Annotated in this window: 18 protein-coding genes; 4 read left to right on the plus strand and 14 right to left on the minus strand. The window is 65.5% G+C overall.

All coding sequences use genetic code 11. The annotated features are described in order from the left end of the window. Positions 1–29 precede the first annotated feature (29 nt). Together msrA and FXB40_RS16845 are read left to right on the plus strand one after the other, a co-directional pair. Positions 30–545 carry a peptide-methionine (S)-S-oxide reductase MsrA gene (gene msrA, locus FXB40_RS16840; protein WP_148773303.1) on the plus strand — a complete coding sequence of 172 codons (516 nt, stop codon included), beginning with the start codon at positions 30–32 and terminating at the stop codon, positions 543–545. Between the two features lie 2 nt (positions 546–547). Further along, positions 548–841 (plus strand): DUF1330 domain-containing protein, encoded by a 294-nt coding sequence (locus FXB40_RS16845; RefSeq protein ID WP_148773304.1) that lies wholly within the window; start codon positions 548–550, stop codon positions 839–841. Between the two features lie 27 nt (positions 842–868). Here FXB40_RS16845 and FXB40_RS16850 read toward each other — a convergent pair whose 3' ends face one another. Then, a complete protein-coding gene (locus FXB40_RS16850; RefSeq protein WP_246207655.1) occupies positions 869–3,709 on the minus strand; it encodes an ATP-binding protein in 2,841 nt (946 codons plus the stop codon). Between the two features lie 87 nt (positions 3,710–3,796). Here FXB40_RS16850 and FXB40_RS16855 point away from each other — a divergent pair, with 87 nt between their 5' ends. Then, positions 3,797–4,054, plus strand: a complete 258-nt coding sequence (locus FXB40_RS16855; RefSeq protein ID WP_148773306.1) for a hypothetical protein — start codon at positions 3,797–3,799, stop codon at positions 4,052–4,054. A gap of 29 nt (positions 4,055–4,083) precedes the next feature. Further along, the gene (locus tag FXB40_RS16860) at positions 4,084–5,073 is read left to right on the plus strand and encodes a Bug family tripartite tricarboxylate transporter substrate binding protein (protein ID WP_148773307.1); all 990 of its coding nucleotides are present in this window, start codon (positions 4,084–4,086) and stop codon (positions 5,071–5,073) included. A gap of 18 nt (positions 5,074–5,091) precedes the next feature. Here the strand turns inward: FXB40_RS16860 and FXB40_RS16865 are convergent, their stop codons facing one another. Genes FXB40_RS16865 through FXB40_RS16925 form a run of 13 tightly spaced genes read right to left on the minus strand, consistent with a single transcriptional unit; the run spans position 5,092 to position 18,825 of the window. Then, a complete protein-coding gene (locus tag FXB40_RS16865) occupies positions 5,092–5,718 on the minus strand; it encodes an FMN-dependent NADH-azoreductase (RefSeq protein WP_148773308.1) in 627 nt (208 codons plus the stop codon). A gap of 3 nt (positions 5,719–5,721) precedes the next feature. Beyond that, positions 5,722–7,299, minus strand: a complete 1,578-nt coding sequence (locus tag FXB40_RS16870) for an isochorismatase family protein (RefSeq protein WP_148773309.1) — start codon at positions 7,297–7,299, stop codon at positions 5,722–5,724. Between the two features lie 21 nt (positions 7,300–7,320). Continuing rightward, positions 7,321–8,169, minus strand: a complete 849-nt coding sequence (locus FXB40_RS16875; protein ID WP_148773310.1) for an N-acyl homoserine lactonase family protein — start codon at positions 8,167–8,169, stop codon at positions 7,321–7,323. A gap of 25 nt (positions 8,170–8,194) precedes the next feature. Further along, positions 8,195–9,085, minus strand: coding sequence for an amidohydrolase family protein (locus FXB40_RS16880; RefSeq protein WP_148773311.1), 891 nt, complete (start codon positions 9,083–9,085; stop codon positions 8,195–8,197). Further along, on the minus strand, positions 9,082–10,203 hold the full coding sequence (locus tag FXB40_RS16885; protein WP_148773312.1) for a vWA domain-containing protein: 1,122 nt from the start codon (positions 10,201–10,203) through the stop codon (positions 9,082–9,084). The genes FXB40_RS16880 and FXB40_RS16885 overlap by 4 nt, the downstream gene beginning before the upstream one ends. Beyond that, positions 10,200–11,081 carry an AAA family ATPase gene (locus FXB40_RS16890; protein ID WP_148773313.1) on the minus strand — a complete coding sequence of 294 codons (882 nt, stop codon included), beginning with the start codon at positions 11,079–11,081 and terminating at the stop codon, positions 10,200–10,202. Before FXB40_RS16890 ends, FXB40_RS16885 begins: the two co-directional genes overlap by 4 nt. A gap of 12 nt (positions 11,082–11,093) precedes the next feature. Then, positions 11,094–12,116 carry a xanthine dehydrogenase family protein molybdopterin-binding subunit gene (locus FXB40_RS16895; RefSeq protein ID WP_148773314.1) on the minus strand — a complete coding sequence of 341 codons (1,023 nt, stop codon included), beginning with the start codon at positions 12,114–12,116 and terminating at the stop codon, positions 11,094–11,096. Next, positions 12,117–13,709 carry a xanthine dehydrogenase family protein molybdopterin-binding subunit gene (locus FXB40_RS16900; RefSeq protein WP_148773315.1) on the minus strand — a complete coding sequence of 531 codons (1,593 nt, stop codon included), beginning with the start codon at positions 13,707–13,709 and terminating at the stop codon, positions 12,117–12,119. Between the two features lie 12 nt (positions 13,710–13,721). Next, complete coding sequence (locus tag FXB40_RS16905; RefSeq protein WP_148773316.1) at positions 13,722–14,198, minus strand: (2Fe-2S)-binding protein; 477 nt, start codon at positions 14,196–14,198, stop codon at positions 13,722–13,724. Positions 14,199–14,204: 6 nt separating this feature from the next. Further along, positions 14,205–15,023, minus strand: coding sequence for an FAD binding domain-containing protein (locus FXB40_RS16910; RefSeq protein ID WP_148773317.1), 819 nt, complete (start codon positions 15,021–15,023; stop codon positions 14,205–14,207). Further along, a complete protein-coding gene (locus FXB40_RS16915) occupies positions 15,024–15,467 on the minus strand; it encodes an SRPBCC family protein (protein WP_148773318.1) in 444 nt (147 codons plus the stop codon). A 3-nt stretch (positions 15,468–15,470) separates the two neighbouring features. Beyond that, on the minus strand, positions 15,471–15,908 hold the full coding sequence (locus FXB40_RS16920; protein ID WP_008140518.1) for an SRPBCC family protein: 438 nt from the start codon (positions 15,906–15,908) through the stop codon (positions 15,471–15,473). A 10-nt stretch (positions 15,909–15,918) separates the two neighbouring features. Further along, the gene (locus FXB40_RS16925) at positions 15,919–18,825 is read right to left on the minus strand and encodes a flotillin family protein (RefSeq protein WP_148773319.1); all 2,907 of its coding nucleotides are present in this window, start codon (positions 18,823–18,825) and stop codon (positions 15,919–15,921) included. Positions 18,826–18,840 lie beyond the last annotated feature (15 nt).

Consider the following 18,840-nt stretch of genomic DNA (forward strand, 5'->3'; position numbering starts at 1 on the left):
TCATCCAAATTGACGAGATGGAGCATCAAATGACGACAGAGCGCGCAGTTTTGGCCGGAGGCTGCTTCTGGGGCATGCAGGATCTCATCCGCAGGCAGCCCGGTGTGATCTCGACGCGGGTCGGCTACACCGGCGGTCGGGTGAAGAACGCCACCTATCGCAATCACGAAGGCCATGCCGAAGCGATCGAGATCGTGTTCGATCCGGCGAAGACCAGCTTCCGGACCATGCTGGAGTTCTTCTTCCAGATCCACGATCCCACCACGCTCAACCGTCAGGGCAACGATCTGGGCACGAGCTACCGCTCGGCGATTTTCTACACGTCGGACGAGCAGAAGCACGTCGCCGAAGACACCATTGCCGACGTCGAAGCATCGGGGCTGTGGCCAGGCAAGGTCGTGACGGAAGTCGCCCCTGCCGGCGAATTCTGGGAGGCCGAGCCCGAGCATCAGGATTATCTCGAACGCTATCCTGACGGCTACACCTGCCATTTCATCCGGCCCGACTGGAAGCTGCCGCGGCGCGCGGTTGCTGCAGGAGGCTAGCGATGGCCAAGGGATACTGGATCACCTTCTATCGCTCGATCTCCGATCCAGAGGCGCTTGCCGCCTACGCAAAGCTCGCGGGGCCTGCGATCACCGGCCATGGTGGTCGTTTTCTCGCCCGCGGTATCGCCGCTAAGGTCTATGAGCAGGGCATCGCGCAGCGCGCCACGGTGACCGAGTTCGACAGCCTCGAACTCGCCGTGGCGGCACACGACAGCCCTGCTTATCAGGAGGCGCTCAAGGCGCTCGGCAATGCTTGTGAGCGGGACGTCCGGATCGTCGAAGGATTGGGCTGAACGCCGCGAAGGTCGTCGACGCCCGGATCAGGTCTGCAGTTGCGCGATGAGATCACGGGCGATGCGCATATCGGCGATACCGGATCCTTCGGTCATCGTGGCGCAGGCCTTCTCCAGAACAGCAAGTGCGTCTGTGCGCTGGTCCCGTCCAAGCCTGACCTGCGCGATGCTGATCGCGCATCGCAGCTGCCAGAAGTCCGCGCCCTGCTGCGCGGCCAGATCCATGGCCTCGTAAAAGCAGGTGTCAGCGGCCTCCGATTGGGGCGACTCTTTCAGCATCAGCTCGCCCTTGATGCGGAGCAGCTCCGGCAGATACCAGCGTTCCTGCCTGTCGTTGCAACGCGCCAATGCGTGCTCGATCGTGTCGAAGCCGTTGTGGATCTGGTTGGCCTGTCCGAAACAGGCCGCGAGCTCGCCGAGCAGGGGAAGAAAGCGCGGCAGGAAGCGTGCATCGCCGGCGCGATTGAGCTCGTCGCGTAGCAGCGGCAAGCCCGTCTCGACGTCCGTGCGTTTGGCGATGACCAGGGCGTTGAAAGCGCGTGCCCACAGACCCCAGAGCCGGATGGCGTGGCGATCGGTATGCTCGAGCAACTCGGTGCCGTAGCGCTCGGCGGCATCGTAGTCCCCGGCCAGAAAGGCGATCGGGCAGGCGGCCTGTCCGAGCACGCTGCAAAAGGTCAGCGCGTGGCCATTGGCGCGGCCTTCATGGATATTTTGCTCGGCGAGTGCCAGGGCCTGATCCGCATGACCCTGGAGCCACAGGATGCGGGCACGGAAATACTGCGTCGATAGCCTGACATCGAGCGGAAAGATCTTCGGTTTCTCGGCCAGCACGTGCAGGGAGGCGTTCACCCGGTCGATGCGAATCCGGGCTCCGTTCTGGTCGCCGAGATAGTGCAGCGCCACGGCGGTCAACCGGTCGGCCAGCATGAGATCGGTCTTGTCGGGTGAACTCGAAGCGGCCTCGGCGAAACGATCGGCCAGCACGCGCGCCTTGCCGAATGCGCCGTTGTTGAACTGGTCGATGCACAGGCCCCAGAGCGCCCGCAGCCGGAAATCCTTGTCGTCGAGCTTGTCAGCCAGTTCGAGGGTGGCCTCGAGGATCGGGCGGGCCTCGCGCGCGCGTCCTTCGCCATACATCAGCGACCAACCGAGCGCTGCCAGGAGCTGCATGCGCACCCGCTCGTCACCGTGGTCTCCGAGCGCGGCCAGTGCCGTTCTGGCGCGCTCGCGACACTCCGAGAATAGCGAAAGGCGGATCCAGAGCGTGACCGCCACCGCCGTCAGCGCGATGCCGAGCTGGGCGTCGCCGTCGGCCGAAAAGGCCCAATCCAGCGCGGCGCGCAGATTGTCCAGCTCCGCGCCGTAGACGCCAAGCCAGTCCAACAGCGGCGCGGAGGTCTCGGCTTCAGCGCGCTCGAACAGGTCACGAAAATATTCGGCGTGCCGCTGTGCGATCCGCTTGGCTTCGCCGGCCTCGTTGAGCTTGCCGAGCGCGTAGGTGCGCGTGGTATCCAGCAGGCGATAACGCAGTGTTCGCGCACCGGACGGTGCGATCAGCGATTTCGTGACGAGATTGTCGATCGCCTCCATGGTCGCCGACGTACTGAGCCCATCGCCCGACGCGACGGCGGCAGCCGCCTCGGGCGTGAACGGGCCGACGAACACCGACAATCTCCGCAAGATCGCGCTCTCGGATGCGGGAAGAAGGTCGTAGCTCCAGTCGAGCGCTGCGCTGAGCGTCTGGTGTCGCGGAATGGCGGTGCGCCGCCCGCGCCATTGCAGCGAAAACCGGCTGTCGAGCAGGGACGCCGTGCCGGCGATGCCATAGGCATTGACGCGCCCCGCCGCGAGCTCGATCGCAAGCGCGATGCCGTCAAGGCGGCGGCAGATGTCCGCCACCAGCGGTGCTTCTTCCGCGCTGAGCTGAAATGGTCCGGAACTCTGCGCGATACGTTCGACGAAGAGCTGGGCTGCGGGATAGGCGAGGATGTCGGCCACGGCGAGGTCATCGCGCCGGGGCGGGCAGTCCAGCGGAAACAGCCGAAAGATCCGTTCGCCTTCGCTGCGAAAGGATTCGCGGCTGGTGGCGAGCACATGCAGTCGCGGTGCCTCGCGAACCAGGCGTTCGACCAGCGGCGCGAGGGTCTCCAGCACGTGCTCGCAACTGTCGAAGATCAGCAGCGTCGGCTTCGCCTGGAGATGGGTCAATAGCGCCGGGACCGGATCCTCCGCATTGATGGACAGCCCGAGCGTCGATGCGATGGTGACGGCCGCGAGTTCGGGCTTTCGCACCGGTCCGAAGTCGACGAAGAAGACGTTGCCATCGAAATGGGCCAGCCTGCGATGGCCCACGGTCACGGCCACTGCGGTCTTGCCGATACCGCCGGGGCCGACCACGGTGACGAAACGATGCAGCGCCAGCCCCGCCGAAATCTTTTCGATGACGTCGTCGCGCCCGATCACCCGGGCGAGCGGCGTGGGAAGCGAACGGGGGAGGGGGACATCAGCCGGGGGAGCAGGAAGTGCAGGAGCAATTTGGGCGAGTGATGCGACGAAGCAATAGCCACGCCCCGGGACGTTGACGACATAGCGGGCCGATTTGCCGGTGTCGCCGAGGGCCTTGCGCAGCGCTGCGATGTGGAAGCGGAGGCTGCCGTCGTCCACATTCACGTCGGCCCAGACGCGTTTGACCAGCTCGCGCTTGTCGACGACTTCGCCGGGCCGCTCGGCCAGGAAGATCAGGATGTCGAGCGCGCGGCCTCCGACGTGAAGATGCGCGCCGTCCCTCTCCAGGAGGCGCGACTTCGGAAACAGTCGGAATGGCCCAAAAGAAATGGCCGAGTCATGGTTGTTATCGTCTGGCACGCACCATAGCCCCCTCGGCAGGGAGTCAAAAATGTTTGACATTGTCTACCAGAACGAAGCGTACAGTAAACTGGACGAAAACAGAGGGTGGTGGCCAATGATCCGATCGCGGCTGCTTTGACCGACATGTCACAGCGAAAATATCGCTTTCCGATGAATGACTTAAGGCTGCGCCTGAAAATGGCGCTGTCCGGGGAGCTGTCGATCTTGCGCAAGGGGCGCATGCCGCAAAACGGGGCAGACCTCCGTTTTGCTGGCCAGGCCCGTCGCCTCGCCAACCGCGCGCCATTGACGATGGCCGCATCGTGCTGCGAATGGAGTTTTGGGAGCCGGTCCCGCCACTGATCACGAGCTGCCCATCTTCGGAATTGGACATGCCCTCCCTTTCGCGGCGACGATTCGTCAATGCAGCTGCATTTGCGGCGACCGTCGCCGGATTTCCACGCAGCGGAAGCGCTGCGGGCTATCCATCGCGTCCCATTCGGCTCGTGATCCCCTATGGGGCCGGCGGCTCAGGCGATGAGATCGGACGTCCCTGGGTGGAGAGGATGTCATCGCAGCTTGGTCCGACGTTCGTCGAGAACATCGGCGGTGCAGGTGGCGCGATCGGGACGACCGCCGTCGCGCGCGAGGCGCCTGATGGCTATTCGCTGCTTCTGGGAAATGGCAGCACGCAGGTCATCATTCCGCTGACGACGGCCAATCCCTCCTATTCTGTCGGCGACTTCCGGGCGATCTATCGCTTGATCAGCAGTGCGCTGGTTTTTGCCACCCATCCGTCCGTGCCGGCCGCAAATTTGAAAGAGCTTATCGCTTACGCCGAGACCAAACCCGGTACGATGTCTTACGGGACGCCCGGCATCGGCACCGGAAATCACCTGGTCGGCGAGATGTTCAAGCAGCAGGCGGGCGGGCTGGATATCGTGCACGTTCCCTATCGGGGGATCGCGCAGGCCACCAACGACCTCGTCGCCGGCCAGATATCTCTCATTATTGGCGTCATGTCGGTTCAATTGCTGCAATTGAGTCAGGCGGGCAAGATAAAGCTGCTCGCGGTCACACCCGAGAAGCGATTGAGCGGCGCGCCTGATATTCCGACCGCCATGGAATCGGGCATGCCGGATCTCAGCTATGAGGGATGGTTCGGCCTGTTCGCGCATAAGATGACAGACGATGCGATCATCGACCGCATCGCGCAGGCGACCCGGACGGCTATGGCCGATCCTGCGCTCCAGGCAGCGTATCGCGCGCAAGGCATGGAGCCGGACAGCGATTCCAGCCCGGACAAGTTTCAGCGAATTGTCGACGCCACCACGGCAAGCCTTGCTCCCGTGATCAAGTCAATCGGGCTGAAGTCGCTGTAAAGGTGACAAGAGCGCAACTCAGAACCGCTTCGCCATCTCGGCTAGGCGGCGGTGGGCGGTGTCGCGGGCGGCGCGGATCGGCTCACTTGGGCCTGCCGTTGGGCCGATCGGCACGAAGCGCACGTCGCTGACGCCGATGAAACGAAGCGCCTCGCGCAAATAGGGCGTCGCCATGTCGATGCGGCCGCGGTTCATGCCGGTGGCAAAGTCGCTGCCGGAGGCCAGGATGACGATGGTCGGACGGTCTTTCAGGAGCGGTAAATAGCCGTGCGCCGGATCGAAGCGGAACGTCAGGCCGGGCTGGATGACGATGTCGAACCACTGCTTCAGCTTGTAGGGGATGCCGAAATTCCACATCGGCGTCGAGATCAGCACGCGCTCCGCCAGCGAGAAGCGCAGTGCCATCCGCTCGGCCTCCGCAAAGCTGTCCCGCTGCGCGTCGTTGAAGGCTTGCGCGTTCAACCGCGCATATTTGGCCTCGACGATGGGGCCGGCAAATTCCGGCATGCGCTCGTGCCAGAGATCGACGACGTCGATGTCCCAGTCGGGGCGAGCCTGGCGAAAGCCGTCAAGGAAGAGTCGTGCGCCGACGCTCGACTCGGAATCGGCGCGCGGGGAGCAGGAGAGGTGCAAAAGCTTTGCCACAACTCATCCCAGCGCTCTGATGACGGCGTCCGCGCGCGTGACCACCGCAACGTTCTGCATGGCAAAGTTGATCGAGGCCGAGTGCCAGTCGGCATTCATGGTCGAGCAACAGTCTTCCGGCACGATCATGAAATAGCCCTTGTCGGCGCCGGTGCGCGCGGTGTGCTCGACCGACATGTTGGTCCAGGCACCGGTGTTGATGATCATGTCGCGGCCGGTGGCCTTGAGGATCGTCTCCAACCGCGTGCCTTCCCAGGCGCTCATCCGCATCTTCTCGACCACGAAGTCGCCCGGGCGCGGCTCGAGGCCGGAAACCGGTGCGGCCCCCCAGCTGCCGCGTACCATCGCCTTGCTGTCGACGAGACCCTCGAACAGCGGCGCGTTCAGCGTCACGCCGGGCGCACCGGGCTCGACCACGAACCAGACATGGATGATGGTGACGCCGCGCGCGCGAGCCGTTTCCGCCAGGCGGCGAACGTTCTCGACGACATGCTGCTGCTTCGCGTGCCCGGGCGCACCGGAGTCAGCGAAGGCGCCGCCATCCATGATGACGTCGTTCTGGAGATCCTGGATGATCATGGCGCAGCGGTTTGGATCGAGGTGCAACTCGCCGTCGGCGAGGATCGGCGCCGCAGCGGCGGGGCCGGCGCTCGTGGCGCCGCCGCCACTGCGTCTGCCACTCATATAGGGTTCATGGCGCGGTCCGGCTTTGGTCGGGATGGCGTAGACCGAATGCGTCGAAGTCAGGTACAGCGTGCGGAAATCCGGTCCGCCCCAGGCGAGATTGGCGACGAGCTCGGGCACGCGGACCTTTCCGAGCAGCTCGCCGCGCGGCGAATAGACCCAGACGCCGCCCGGCGCGGTGACCCAGACGTTACCGTGCTGGTCGCACTTCATGCCGTCGGGCAGGCCCGGCTCCAACTCGGACCGGATGCCGCTTGCGAACACGCGCGCGTTCGATAGTATGCCGTCGGCATTGACGTCGAACACGCGGATCAGCGCCTGCACGGTGTCGTTGACATAAAGCAGTTTCTCGTCGGGCGAGAAGCACAGTCCGTTCGGCTGATCGAACAGGGTTCGATCGACCACCAGCTTGGGCTCGCTGCCGGGCACGACGCGATAGACGCCCTGAAAGCCGAGCTGGCGCGGCCGCTCCACGCCATAGACCGGCATGCGGCCATACCAGGGATCCGAGAAGTAGATCGCGCCGGACGAGTGCACGCAAACGTCGTTCGGGCTGTTGAGTTCCTGCCCGCCAAAATGCGAGGCGAGCACTTCGCGCCGTCCGTCCGGCCGCTCGCGGATCAACGACGAGGTCGCGTGCTCGCAGACGATCAGATTGAGCTCGGCGTCATAGGTCATGCCGTTGCACTTGTTTGACGGACGCTTGACCTCGGCGACACCGCGCCGCGCATCCCAGCGCCGGCGCACGTCGCCTGGCATGTCCGAGAACAGCAGGTAGTGATCGACCGGATGCCAGATCGGCCCTTCCGTGAAGTCAAAGCCTGTGCCGACCTGTGCAACGGGTGCGTAAGGATCGATCAGGGTTTCGAATTCGGAGCGCAAGGTGACGTGTGTCATCGGTCGGTCCTCAAGATCATGTCAGGCCGGGAACCAGTTGCGCGCGGGCAGGGACTGCACGATCGGGCCCGGGACCTGATCGTGGAGCCGGCCCACGACGTTGCCGCCTTCGATCTTGGCGGGGCGATCGTGCACCGGGAGCAGATAGCGCGAGTTGCTGAGAAGTTTCTTGATCGCGGCCTTCTCGGCGCGCTTGCTGGTGCCATGGTTGCCGGTGGTACGTGGCTCCCAGTCGTGGATCTCGTTGAAGGGCGTGACGATCTGGTCGTTGAAATCGTAGATCACGTCGCCGCAGATGGTGGCGATGCCGTCGGCGGTCTCGACGATGATGTTCATCGAGCCCTCGGTGTGGGCGCCGGCGGCGTCGCAATAGACGCCGGGCATCAGCTCGATCGGGCCGGTGATTTCGAGGTCGAGGAAGCGCAGCGCGCTCTTGGTGTGCAGGCGGTCGATCAGGTGCTTGATGTCAGGCGCCGGGTACTGCGGATGCATCAGGCCGGAGACGGAATATTCCAGCTCCTTGCGGTTGAGGACGACGGTCGTGTTCATCGGGAACAGATCGTCCTTGCCGGCATGGTCGATGTGCAGATGGGTATGGCAGACGAAGCGGACATCGCCCATGCGCACGCCGTGGCGGGCGAGCTGGTTCTCGATCATGTGTTCGTGGTACTGCAAGCCGCGCATGCCCAGCGTCTCCATGATCTGGTTGGAGCGATAACCGGTATCGACCACGACCGGATATTTGCCGCCGAGGATCAAAAAGCCCAGCGTGAGGACACGGCGGGTGCGGCCGCAGTCGCGGCCGAGCACCAGGAAGCTCGATTCCAGCTCGATATCGCCGTAGTCCAGGATCTTGATCTCCAGCGCCATTCGTTTCCCTCCCTGTGTTCCATTTTTATCTGTCAAGCCGATAGACGCGCGTTGCCGTGCCTCCGAAGATCGCATCCCGTTGCTCCGCGCTCAGCGGCGCCGCCGCAGTCCGAAACGCGTCGACGAGCTCGCGATAGCTGGTCCACAATTTCTCGATCGGAAAATTGGAGCCGAACAGGCAACGCTCGGCGCCGAAGATTGCGACAGTATCTGTGACCACGGCAGCGATATGCGCGGGATCGTTGCGATGGACGAACGTGCCGAGCCCGGATAGTTTCGAGACCACGTTCGGGCACGTCGCGAGCCGGGCCATCCCGGCGCGCCAGGCCGCGCGGCCCGCCGGCGAAGGGTCTTCGAGCATGCCGGCGTGCTGAAGGATGAAAGTCACCTTGGGACAGGACTCCGCAAGCTGCGCCGCATCCGGCATCTGCGGTGTGAAGACCTGGAGATCAAAACTCCAGCCGTAATCGGCGAGCCGCGCGACGTTGCGGCGGACCGTCGGATCGATGCAGAGATCGGGCTTTGCGGCGAAGCGATAGAGCGGGTTCTCGTGCCAGTGCAGCTGCATGCGTGCGCCACGCACCAGCGGATAGCGCTTCAGGCGGTCGAGCTGCGGGCGGACGTCGTCCTCGGCGAAATTGGCGTAGGCGACGATAGCGTGCGGCCAACCGTGCTCGTCGGCAGTCTGCTGCACCCAGGCGGCTTCGTCCTCGAAATGGTCGTTGGCCCAGTTGGTCTGGACGTAGACCGAGCGGGTGACGCCGGCACCCCTGAGGTCGTCGAGATATTCGGGAAGCGGATAATCGCGCCGAATGGCCTCGTAGGGTCCGAAGATGCGCGGCTGCATCGGGCCGACCAGCCAGGGCAGGTCGGCCTGCCGCCAGATATGATGATGGCTGTCGACAATCTCGCTCACGCAACTCTCCTTCGTCCCAGTGCCAGTACATGCGCGACGATCGGCGCGCTCGATCCGCCGTCGACAAGATCGTCGACGAAGCGCTCGATGGCGATGAGCGCTTCGGTCTGCGGGCGAAAGCCCGGGCCCGCCGCGAGCGGCGTTAGCCAGCTGACGCGCCAGGCCCGCCGCGACAGCTTTGCAACCGCGTCGCGCAGCGCGTCCGGCTCGCCGCGTTCCAGTCCGTCGGAGACGACGACCACCGCCGCCCCGCGGGCGTACCCGCCGAAGCGGGGGACAGCCAGGAAAGCCTGCAGCGCGTCGCCGATGCGGGTGCCGCCGTCCCAGTCGCTGACGAGATGCGCGGCTGCATTCAGCGCTTGCTCGCGGCGCTTCAGCCGCAACGCACGCGTAACCCGGGTTAGCCGCGTGCCGAAGGTGAATACCTCGACGTTCGGCGCCGCCTGCACCAGCGTATGGGCGAGTTTCATGTTGTCTTCAGTGCGGCTCTTCATCGAGCCGGAGACGTCGATCAGCAGCAGGAATTTTCGCGGGCGCTGGCGCCGCTTCATGCGGCCGAGCCGCAGGATCTCGCCATCGCTTCGGACAGAGTCGCGCAAAGTGCGGCGGAGATCGGCAAACGGCCCGCGGCGAGCCCGCATGCGGCGATGGCCGCGCCGCCGCGGCAGGCGCCGGGGAGCCTCCCGCGACAGGCGACGAAGTGCATCTGTCGTGGAAAGCTGCGCAAAGCGGCGTTCGACCAATGCCTCGGTGCGGGCGGCGGTCAGGCCGGATTCATTGGCGTCGTCGGAAAGCAGGGGTTCCTCGTCGCCGCGGCCTTCCTCTTGCAGCCGGACGGTCTCGTCGTCCTCGCCGTCGTCGGCGTGTTCGATCGCCTCGTTGCCGCGGAAGTGGAGATCGAACAGCCGGTCGAAGGTCGCGCGGCGTTCGGGCGGCGGAGCGAGGGTGGCCAGTGCGGCCTGCCTGATGTCCCCGAGGTCGCGCGGGCCGAGCAGCTCGATCGCGGTCAGGAACGCAGTGGTCTGCTCCGGGGCGACGGCAAAGCTGTTGGCGCGCAAGAGCGCAACGAAGGAGACGAAGATGCGCGCGGCGCGCGGAAGCTGGTGTTCGGTGCTCATGCGGTCGCCTCCGCGAGCATGGCGTCCAGTCGGGGCGAGATGAAGTGCAGATCCTCCTCGTCCTTGAGTGCCACGCCGATCGAGCGCTTGAACGCGTCGGGCCAGCGCGCGCCGCCCTTGTGCAAGAGCGTTGCGGCCTCAGCCCAGTCGACGGCCTCGGCGATGCCGGGCGCCTTGCTCAGCGGTTCGCGACGGAGCCTGCCGACGGCCGCGACAACGGCGCGTGCGGTCGCCTCCGCAACGCTGGAGGCCCGCAGCATGATGATGCGCGCTTCGCGCTCTTCGGTGGGATAGTCGATCCAGTGGTAGACGCAGCGACGGCGTAAGGCCTCGTGCAAATCGCGCGTGCGGTTCGACGTCAGCACGACGACGGGGCGCTCGGCGGCACGCACCGTGCCGCGCTCGGGGATCGAGATCTGGAAGTCGGACAGGAATTCGAGCAGGAAAGCCTCGAATTCCTGGTCAGCGCGGTCGATTTCGTCGATGAGCAGCACGGTCGAGTCCGGCGCACGCAGGGTCGCCAGCATCGGCCGCTCGATCAGGAAGGTCTCGCCATAGATGTCGATGCTCTCGTCGCCGGCCTGGCGGATCGCAAGCATCTGGCGCGGATAGTTCCACTCGTAGAGGGCCGCAGAGGCGTCGATGCCCTCGTAGCATTGGAGGCGGATCAGGCGACGACCGAGCACTGCGGCGATGGCCTTTGCCGCTTCCGTCTTGCCGACACCCGGGGCGCCCTCAAGCAGCAGCGGTTTGCCGAGCGCAAGGCCGAGATAGGCGGCGGTCGCGAGACCCTCGTCTGCAAGGTAATAGGCCGCGCGCAGCGCCCTCTCCAGCGCCTCCGGGCTGTCGATGCCGACGATGTTGCTGCGGACCGCCATGAACCTAAACCTCTAGCGCCGCGCCTGCGGCCGCGCGCCGCCCTGGGCCTTGATCGCGCGCAGCACCTTCTCCGGAGTGATCGGCAGGTCATCGATGCGCACGCCGACCGCGTTGAAGATCGCGTTGGCGACCGCCGGCAGCACCGGGTTCGCGCACATCTCGCCGGGGCCCTTGGCGCCGAACGGACCGTCGGGCGCAGGGCGCTCCAGCACAGCAATGTCATGTGGGCAGATATCGCCGGGGCCGGGCATCAGATATTCGACGAAGTCGCGCGGGCCATGCACGGGTTCGGGATAATATGGCTCCGGCGTTTCGTAGAGCGCGTGGCTGACGCCCATCCAGGCGCCGCCGACGAGCTGTTGCTCGACGAGACGCGGATTGAGTGCGCGGCCGAGCTCATAGGCCGAGTCCATCCGCACCATCGCGACCTCGCCAGTCTCGTCGTCGACATCGACCTCGGCGACGAGGCAGGCATGGGCGTAGCAGGTCGCAGGCGACATCTCGCCGGTCTCCGGATTCACTTCCGAGAGAGGCACCAGGAAGATGCCGCGGCCGGAGATGGTCTTGCCCTGCTTGAACTGCGCGGCAATCGCGACATCCTTGGTCGAGATCGAGCGGTGCGGCGCGCCCTTGACGTGAATGTTGCCGCGTCCGTCGGTATCGAGATCGGCGGCGTTGACCTCGAGTTCTTCGGCGGCGGCTTCCATCATGACGCCGCGCGCCTCACGGGCCGCCGCCATCACCGCGTTGCCGACGCGATGCGTTCCGCGCGAGGCGAACGAGCCCATGCAATGCGGGCCGGTGTCGGAATCCGCGGTGTCGACATAGACGTCCTCGACCGGCACGCCCAGCGTCTCCGCGCAGATCTGCCGCGTCACCGACTTCATGCCCTGGCCGAGGTCGATCGACGACAGCGCCACCGTGAACTTGCCGCTCGGGTTGGAGTGCACCAGTGCCTGGCTGGGGTCGCCGCCGAGATTCATGCCGATGGGATAGTTGATCGACGCGATGCCGCGTCCGCGATGCCGGGTCATCTAGCGCCTCCTGCCGAAGACCGAGGAGAAACGGGTCGCGCCATGCGCGGGTGCCGCGGGCCGCGGCGAGGGTGGTGGCGGAGTGGGCGGTGGCGGCTCGCGCGGCGGTTCGCGGGTGACGGTGGGCGGGAGCCGGTCGTAGCTGGTGCGCTGCTGGGCCGGAGCGGTGGGCCGTGCGCGCGAAGAATCCGCCGGGGTCGGTGGGATGACGGCGCGGCTGCCGCCGCCGTCCTTGCGCGAGGATGCGCGCTTGAACTCCTCACGAAGCGGCCACTTGGCCTTCTCGGCCGCGACCTGCACGCATTCGATCAGAGCTGTGTTTTTCGCCGCGCGCCGGTGCGCCTTCATGTCGCCGTCGCGATAGGCGTTCAGGATTCGGAATTCCATCGGGTCCATGTTGACGAGGTGCGCCAGCTTGTCCATCTGGCACTCGATGGCAAAGTCCATCGCGGTGACGCCGAAACCACGCATGGCGGTCGCCGGCGTGCGGTTGGTGAAGACGCAATAGACGTCGCCATAGACGTTGGGGATGGTGTAGGGGCCCGGCAGATGCGCGGCGCATTTCACGGCGGCGTAGCTCGACAGCCGCGTATAGGCGCCGCTGTCAAAATAGCATCGGATCTTGCGAGCGACGACGCGGCCGTCGCGCATCACGCCGTCCTTGACGTAGATACGCTCGGCGCCGCGCGGCGGGCCGTATTGCATCTCCTCCTCGCGCCCGAACACGTAGCGGACGGGTCGTCCGGTCAACATCGCGCCGAGGATGGCGAGCGGCTCGGTCAGCGTATCGACCTTGCCGCCAAAGCCGCCGCCGACCGTGCCGCCGATGAAGTGGAAGGTGTTGGACGGCACGTCCAAGATCTTGGCGCAGGTATCGACCGAGAAGAACAGCGCCTGCGTCGAGGTGTAGACCACATAGCGGCCGTTGGTGTCCGGCGCCGCGATCGCGCCGTTGGTCTCGGTCGGGGCGTGCTCGATCGGCGACATCTGGTAGCGCTGTTCAAGCACGTGGTCGGCGGTCGCCAGCGCTGCGTCGGCATCGCCGAAGCGCAGCCTTTGGTGGTCGTAGGTCTCGTGATAGGTGAACGTGTTCTTGGGATAGGTCTCGTTGACGACGGGTGCGCCGGGCTTGAGCGCGTCCTCGACGTCGAACACCGCCGCCAGCGGTTCGTAGTCGACCTTGACCTTGGCGACCGCCTCAAAGGCCTCGCGCTCGCTGTCGGCAACGATCGCGACGATCGGCTCACCCTTGTAGCGGACCTTGTCGACCGCGAGCGACGGCTCGTCGTCCTTGCCGAAATTGATCAGGCTCAGAAGCGTGTTGAGATTAACCGGCACGTCGGCGCCGCGGATGATGCGGCGTACGCCGGCCGAGCGCTCGGCCTCGGTGGTGTCGATGCGGCGTATTCTGGCGTGGGCCTGCGTCGAGCGAACGACCTTCAGGTGCAACATGCCCTGCAGCTTGTGGTCGTTGAAATAGCTGGATGTGCCCGTGACATGGCCGAGCATGTCCTGGCGTTGGGTGCCCTTGCCGATCTCCTTCAGATTGTCGTCGCGCTCGTCGGCGAAGATGTCCTTGCGCAGTTCCAGCATAGTCGCGCTCCCTTAGGCGCTGACCCGGCCGCCGGCGGCGGCGAGGATGGCATTGATGATCGGCTCGTAGCCGGTGCAGCGGCAGATGTTGCCGGAGATGGCTTCAATGACCTCGTCGCGGCTCGGCGACGGGTTGCGGTCGAGCAGGGCTTTCGCGGCCATCAGCATGCCCGGCGTGCAATAGCCGCACTGGGCGGCAAATTGATCGGCGAAGGCGCGCTGGAGCGGATGCAGGTTCGGGCCCTGCTTCATGCCGTCGAGCGTCTCGATCGAACGGCCGGCCACGGTTTCCGCCAGCGTCAGGCAGGAGAGGTGAAGCTCGCCGTCGATCAGCACGCTGCAGGTGCCGCAGCCGCCTTGGCCGCAGCCGAATTTCGGCGTCATGTCGCCGATCAGCTCGCGCAGCGCGACCAGGAGATTGGTGCCGCCGTCGACGAAGATCGCGACGTCGCGGCCGTTGTGACGAAATTGCAGGGGTACCTTGGACATGACAATCTATTCCTGACCGGACAGCAGGCGGCGCAGATGGACGCCGACGATCTCGCGGCGATACCAGGCGCTGCCGAGCGCGTTGTCGGATGGCGATGTTCCCTCGGTGGCGGCGGACGCAGCGGCAGCGATGGTCGCGGCATCCAGCGAGCGGCCCTCGAGCGCACGCTCGGCGGCGCGGGCGCGGATCTGTGTCGGTGCCATCGAGCCCAGCGCGATCCGGGCCCCTGCGATCCGGCCGCCGCTGATCGGCAGATGCGCGGCCAGCGTGATGACCGAACCGCCTTTCGGCTTGATGCGGGCGATCTTGCGATAGCGGAATGCTTCACTGCTTGCCGGCCGGGTGCAGGAGACCGACAGGACCAATGTCCCGGCCTGTCGCTCGCGCGCCTGCAAGAACTCCTCGATCGGGATGTCGCGCGAGCCGAAGCCGCCCTGCACGGCCACTGTGGCATCGAGCGCCAGCAGCGCAACGGTGAAATCGCCATAAGGATCCGGGGCGAAGAGATTGCCGCCGACAGTCCCCATGTTGCGCACGGCGGGGCCACCGATCGAACGGGCAGGGGCGTGGAGGAAGCCAAGGTCGCGTTCGGCAAGGACGCGCGCGAAGGTGACGCCGGCGCCCAGCGTGATGCGGGGGCCGGAGGCGTCGATCCGGGTCAGCGCCTGGTCCTGGGCGCGGACGACGGTCGAGATCGACACATCGCCTTCGTTCAGCGCCCGCATCACCAGCGTGCCGCCGCCGAGATAACGCGCGGTGCGGTCCGAGGACAGCGCGCCGGCCGCCTCGCTGGCACTGCCAAAAGTCTTCACTGTCACGGCCATCTAGGCGGCCTCCTTCAGATGCAGGCGGATTGCTTCGAACCCGGCCTGATAAATGTCTTCCGCGACCATGTGGGTAATACGGTCGCGGTCTTCGGGCTTCGTCGTGAAGCGCGACTCCCAATGCCAGAAGGTGCGATCGCCGTCGGTGACCGGCAGCAGGCGGACATGAGCGACGTAGTTGAACATCGGGATCGGCGTATCGAGCAGGCAATAGCTGAAGCTTTGTTCGAGGTCGGACAGCGCCAGCAATTGCTCGCGCAGCTCGGCGCCGTCCTTCAACTTGAACCGCCTGACGCAGCCGATCTTGTCGGAAGCGTGCGCGCGCTCGATCGAGGAGGTCGCAACTGCCGGATGCCAGCGATCATGCCCGTTGAAATCGCGCAACATGGCCCACGCCGCATCGGTCGGCGCATCCAGGATCGTGCTCTTGACGATATGCGGCACGGATCAACCTCCGAACACGCGCTTGAGGGCATCGAACCCGCCCTGGAACACGCCGCCGCCGATATTGCCGACCAGCTCGGTCTCGCGCTCCGGCGCGCAGTCGAATTCCGCGGTCCATTCCATAAAGGTCTGGTCGCCGTCGGTGACTGGCGTCAGCCGCAAGGTCGCGACGTAGTTCTCGACGCCCATCGGGGATTCCAGGATCGAGTAGGTGCAGAACATGTCGTAGTCGGAGAGGCCGAGCAGCTTCTCGCGGATGCGGTCGCCGTTGCGCAGGCGAAAATCCCTGACACAGCCGATCTTGTCGGAGGGCTCACCACCCTCGATGCGGCTCTCCGCGATCGCGGGGTGCCAGTTCGGCAGGCCGTTGAAATCACGCACGCGCGCCCAGACGCGGTCGTTGCGCGCATTGACGACGGTGGAGACGTAGACGCGGGGCATTGGTCAGACCTCAGCTCTTCTTCCGCGGACCGCGCTCGGCCGGCGGTTCGCCACCACCCTCGGCCGCAGGCGGGGAGGCTGCGGTCTTGTCGCCGCCACCGCCAGCCTTGCGCGCGGATTCCTTGATGCCCTGCATGTCGCGGGCTTCGCGGATCAGGCCCGGCATTTTCGAGAGGCTGCCGCCCTCGACACCGATGTCCGCCAGGAGGGAGTCGATCAGCGGCGCCTGCACGCGGTAGCGCAGCGCCGAGTCGATCACCTCGTCGGTGGCGCTGCGGCCGCCATTGCCACCGCCGCCGTTGCCGTTGAGGCCATCGACCTGGAGGATGCGGATGCCCTCGATCTTCTCCATCGGCTTGACGCTCTCCCGCACGATGCCCTCGATGCGGTCGAGCAGTTTTCTGCGGAACAGCGAGTAGCGGGCCTGGTCGGTGAGCACGTTCTCGGCCTCATTGAGCATCCGCTGCGCTTCGGCCTCGACGGTGGCACGGACACGCTCCGCGTCCGCGGCAATCCGCGTTTCTTCGGCCTGCTTCTCGGCGAGCATGACTTCGACCGTCCTGCGACGTTTGGCGATCTCGCTCTCGCGCGCGGTGATGACGCGCTCGGTCGCTTCGGTAGCCCGCATCCGCGCTTCCTCCGCCATCGCCTTGGCGGCGGATTCTTCCAGCGACTTCTGATGGATCGCGATTGCCTTCTCCATCAGGACCGTCTCGACCTCTTTCTCTCGATTGACCTCAAGCTTTCGCAACTCGCGCTCGCGGCCAACGCGGGCTTCGTCGAGGCCGCGGTCGGAGGCGATGCGGGCGCGCTCGACCTCCTCACGGGAGGCGATCTCTGCCTCCTGCAGCGACTGGACCCGGGCGACCTCGAGCTGCTCGATCGCTCGGCGGCGTTCCAGGCGGGCGGCTTCCAGCGCCTGCTCGCGGGAGACGTCGGTGGTTTCGACCTCTTTCCGGGCGACGATCTCGGCCTGCCGGACCTGGCGATCGGCATCGATTCGCTCGGACTTTTTGGCGGAGAGGGCGATGACGCGGTCTTCGTCGGCGATCTCGATCGCCTTCTTCTGCTCGATATTGAGCACCTCGCGCTTTTTGGACGAGTTGATTCGCTCGGCCTCTAGCGCAAGATCGACGACGATGCGCTGGCGCTCGATGGCGTCGCGCCGCTTCAGCTCGGCGGCCTCCAGCACGCCGGTGCGCTCGATTTCGAGCGAGCGGGTGTCGCGTTCGGCCTGGATGCGCTCTGCGGCGACTGTCTTCTCTTGGGCGATGCGAGCTGCCTCAATCGCTTCGCGAGAGGCGATGTCGGCTTCCTCGACGGCGCGATTGCGCGCGATCTCCAGGGAGCGGACACGTTCCTCCTGGGCGATGCGCGAGGCTTCTGTAGTCTCCCGCGCGGCAATGCCGGCGACCTCAAGGGTCTGGTTGCGCTCGATTTCGAGCTGCCGCGTGTTCTGCTCGGCCGCGATGCGATCGGCGGCGAGCGTCCGCTCGCGGGCGATCCGAGCCGCCTCAACAGCACGCTGCGCCTCGATCTCGGCCTCCTGGATGGTGCGGACCTGCTGGATTTCCAGCGCGCGGATGCGCTCGTCGGAGGAGATACGCTCGACATTGACAATCAGCGTTTGGGCGATTCGCGCCTTCTCGGTAGCTTCGCGGGCCGCGATCTCGGCCTCGTCGACGGCGCGGGTGCGCTCGATCTCGCGGCGTCGCGTCTCTTCCTCGTTGGCGATGCGGGCGTCGGTGACGACGCGGTCCTGCTGGATCCGAGCCTTCTCGATCGCCTCGCGCGCGGCGATCTCGGCTTCCTCGACGGTGCGCATCCGCTCGATCTCGTGTTGGCGAACCTCGCGTTCGGAGGCAATACGGGTCGTGTCGATCGAGCGCTGGTTGGCGATCCTGGTCCTCTCGATATCCTCGCGGGCGAGCAGCTCCTTCTCTTCGATGGTACGGGTCCGCTCGATCTCCCTCTGACGGGTCTCCCGCTCGGAGGCGATGCGGGCTTCCGCGATGGCCTGCTCATTCGCTATCCGGGAGCGTTCGATCGCCTCGCGAGCCGAGAGCTGGGCCTGCTCGGCCTCGGTCTCCCGCAGCGCGCGTTCGCGAGCGACTTCGGTGCGCTGAAGCGCGCGGCGCATCTCGATGTCGCGCTCCTGTTCCAGCCGTGCAGTCTCGCTTTCGCGCTCAATGTCCAGTGCCTGACGCTCGGCCTCCAGATTGCGGGTGCGGATCCTGATCATCGAGTCCTGCTCAATGTCGTTGCGCAGCTTGCGCCTCGCCTCGATGTCCTCCATCAGCTTGGTCAAGCCTTCGGCGTCAAAGCGGTTCGAAGGATTGAAGAATTCCAGGTCGGTCTGGTCGAGATCGGTGATGGCGACGGATTCGAGTTCAAGACCGTTCTGGGCGAGAGCCTCGGCCGCATTGGTCTTGACGCGCGTGACATAGTCGCCGCGCCGTTCGTGCATCTCTTCGAGGGTCATTTCGGATGCGACCGAGCGGATCGCGGAAATGAACTTGCCGGCCAGCAGTGCGTGGAGCTGTTCCGGCTCCATGGTGCGACGGCCGAGCGTTGCGGCGGCGATCGAGACGGCTTCGCGGGTGGCCTGGACCCGGACATAGAAGTCGGCCTCGATATCGACGCGCATGCGATCGCGCGTGATCACGGCGTCCTGCCGAGAACGCACGATGCCCATAGGCAGCACGTTCATGTTGACCGACGTGTAATCGTGAATGAAAGGCAGCACGAAGGCGCCGCCGTTGATCACCACGCGTTCGCCGAGGAAGCCGGTCCGGACGAACGAGACCTCCTTGGAGGAGCGGTGGTAGAGCCAGTTGACGATGTAGACGCCAACCACGATCACGATGATCGCGACGATCAGCCAGAGGATGAGCTCGCCGACCAGGATCCCTGACATGTTTCCCTCCCTCAA

It is taken from the genome of Bradyrhizobium rifense (assembly GCF_008123425.1).
GTDB classification, from domain to species: domain Bacteria; phylum Pseudomonadota; class Alphaproteobacteria; order Rhizobiales; family Xanthobacteraceae; genus Bradyrhizobium; species Bradyrhizobium rifense.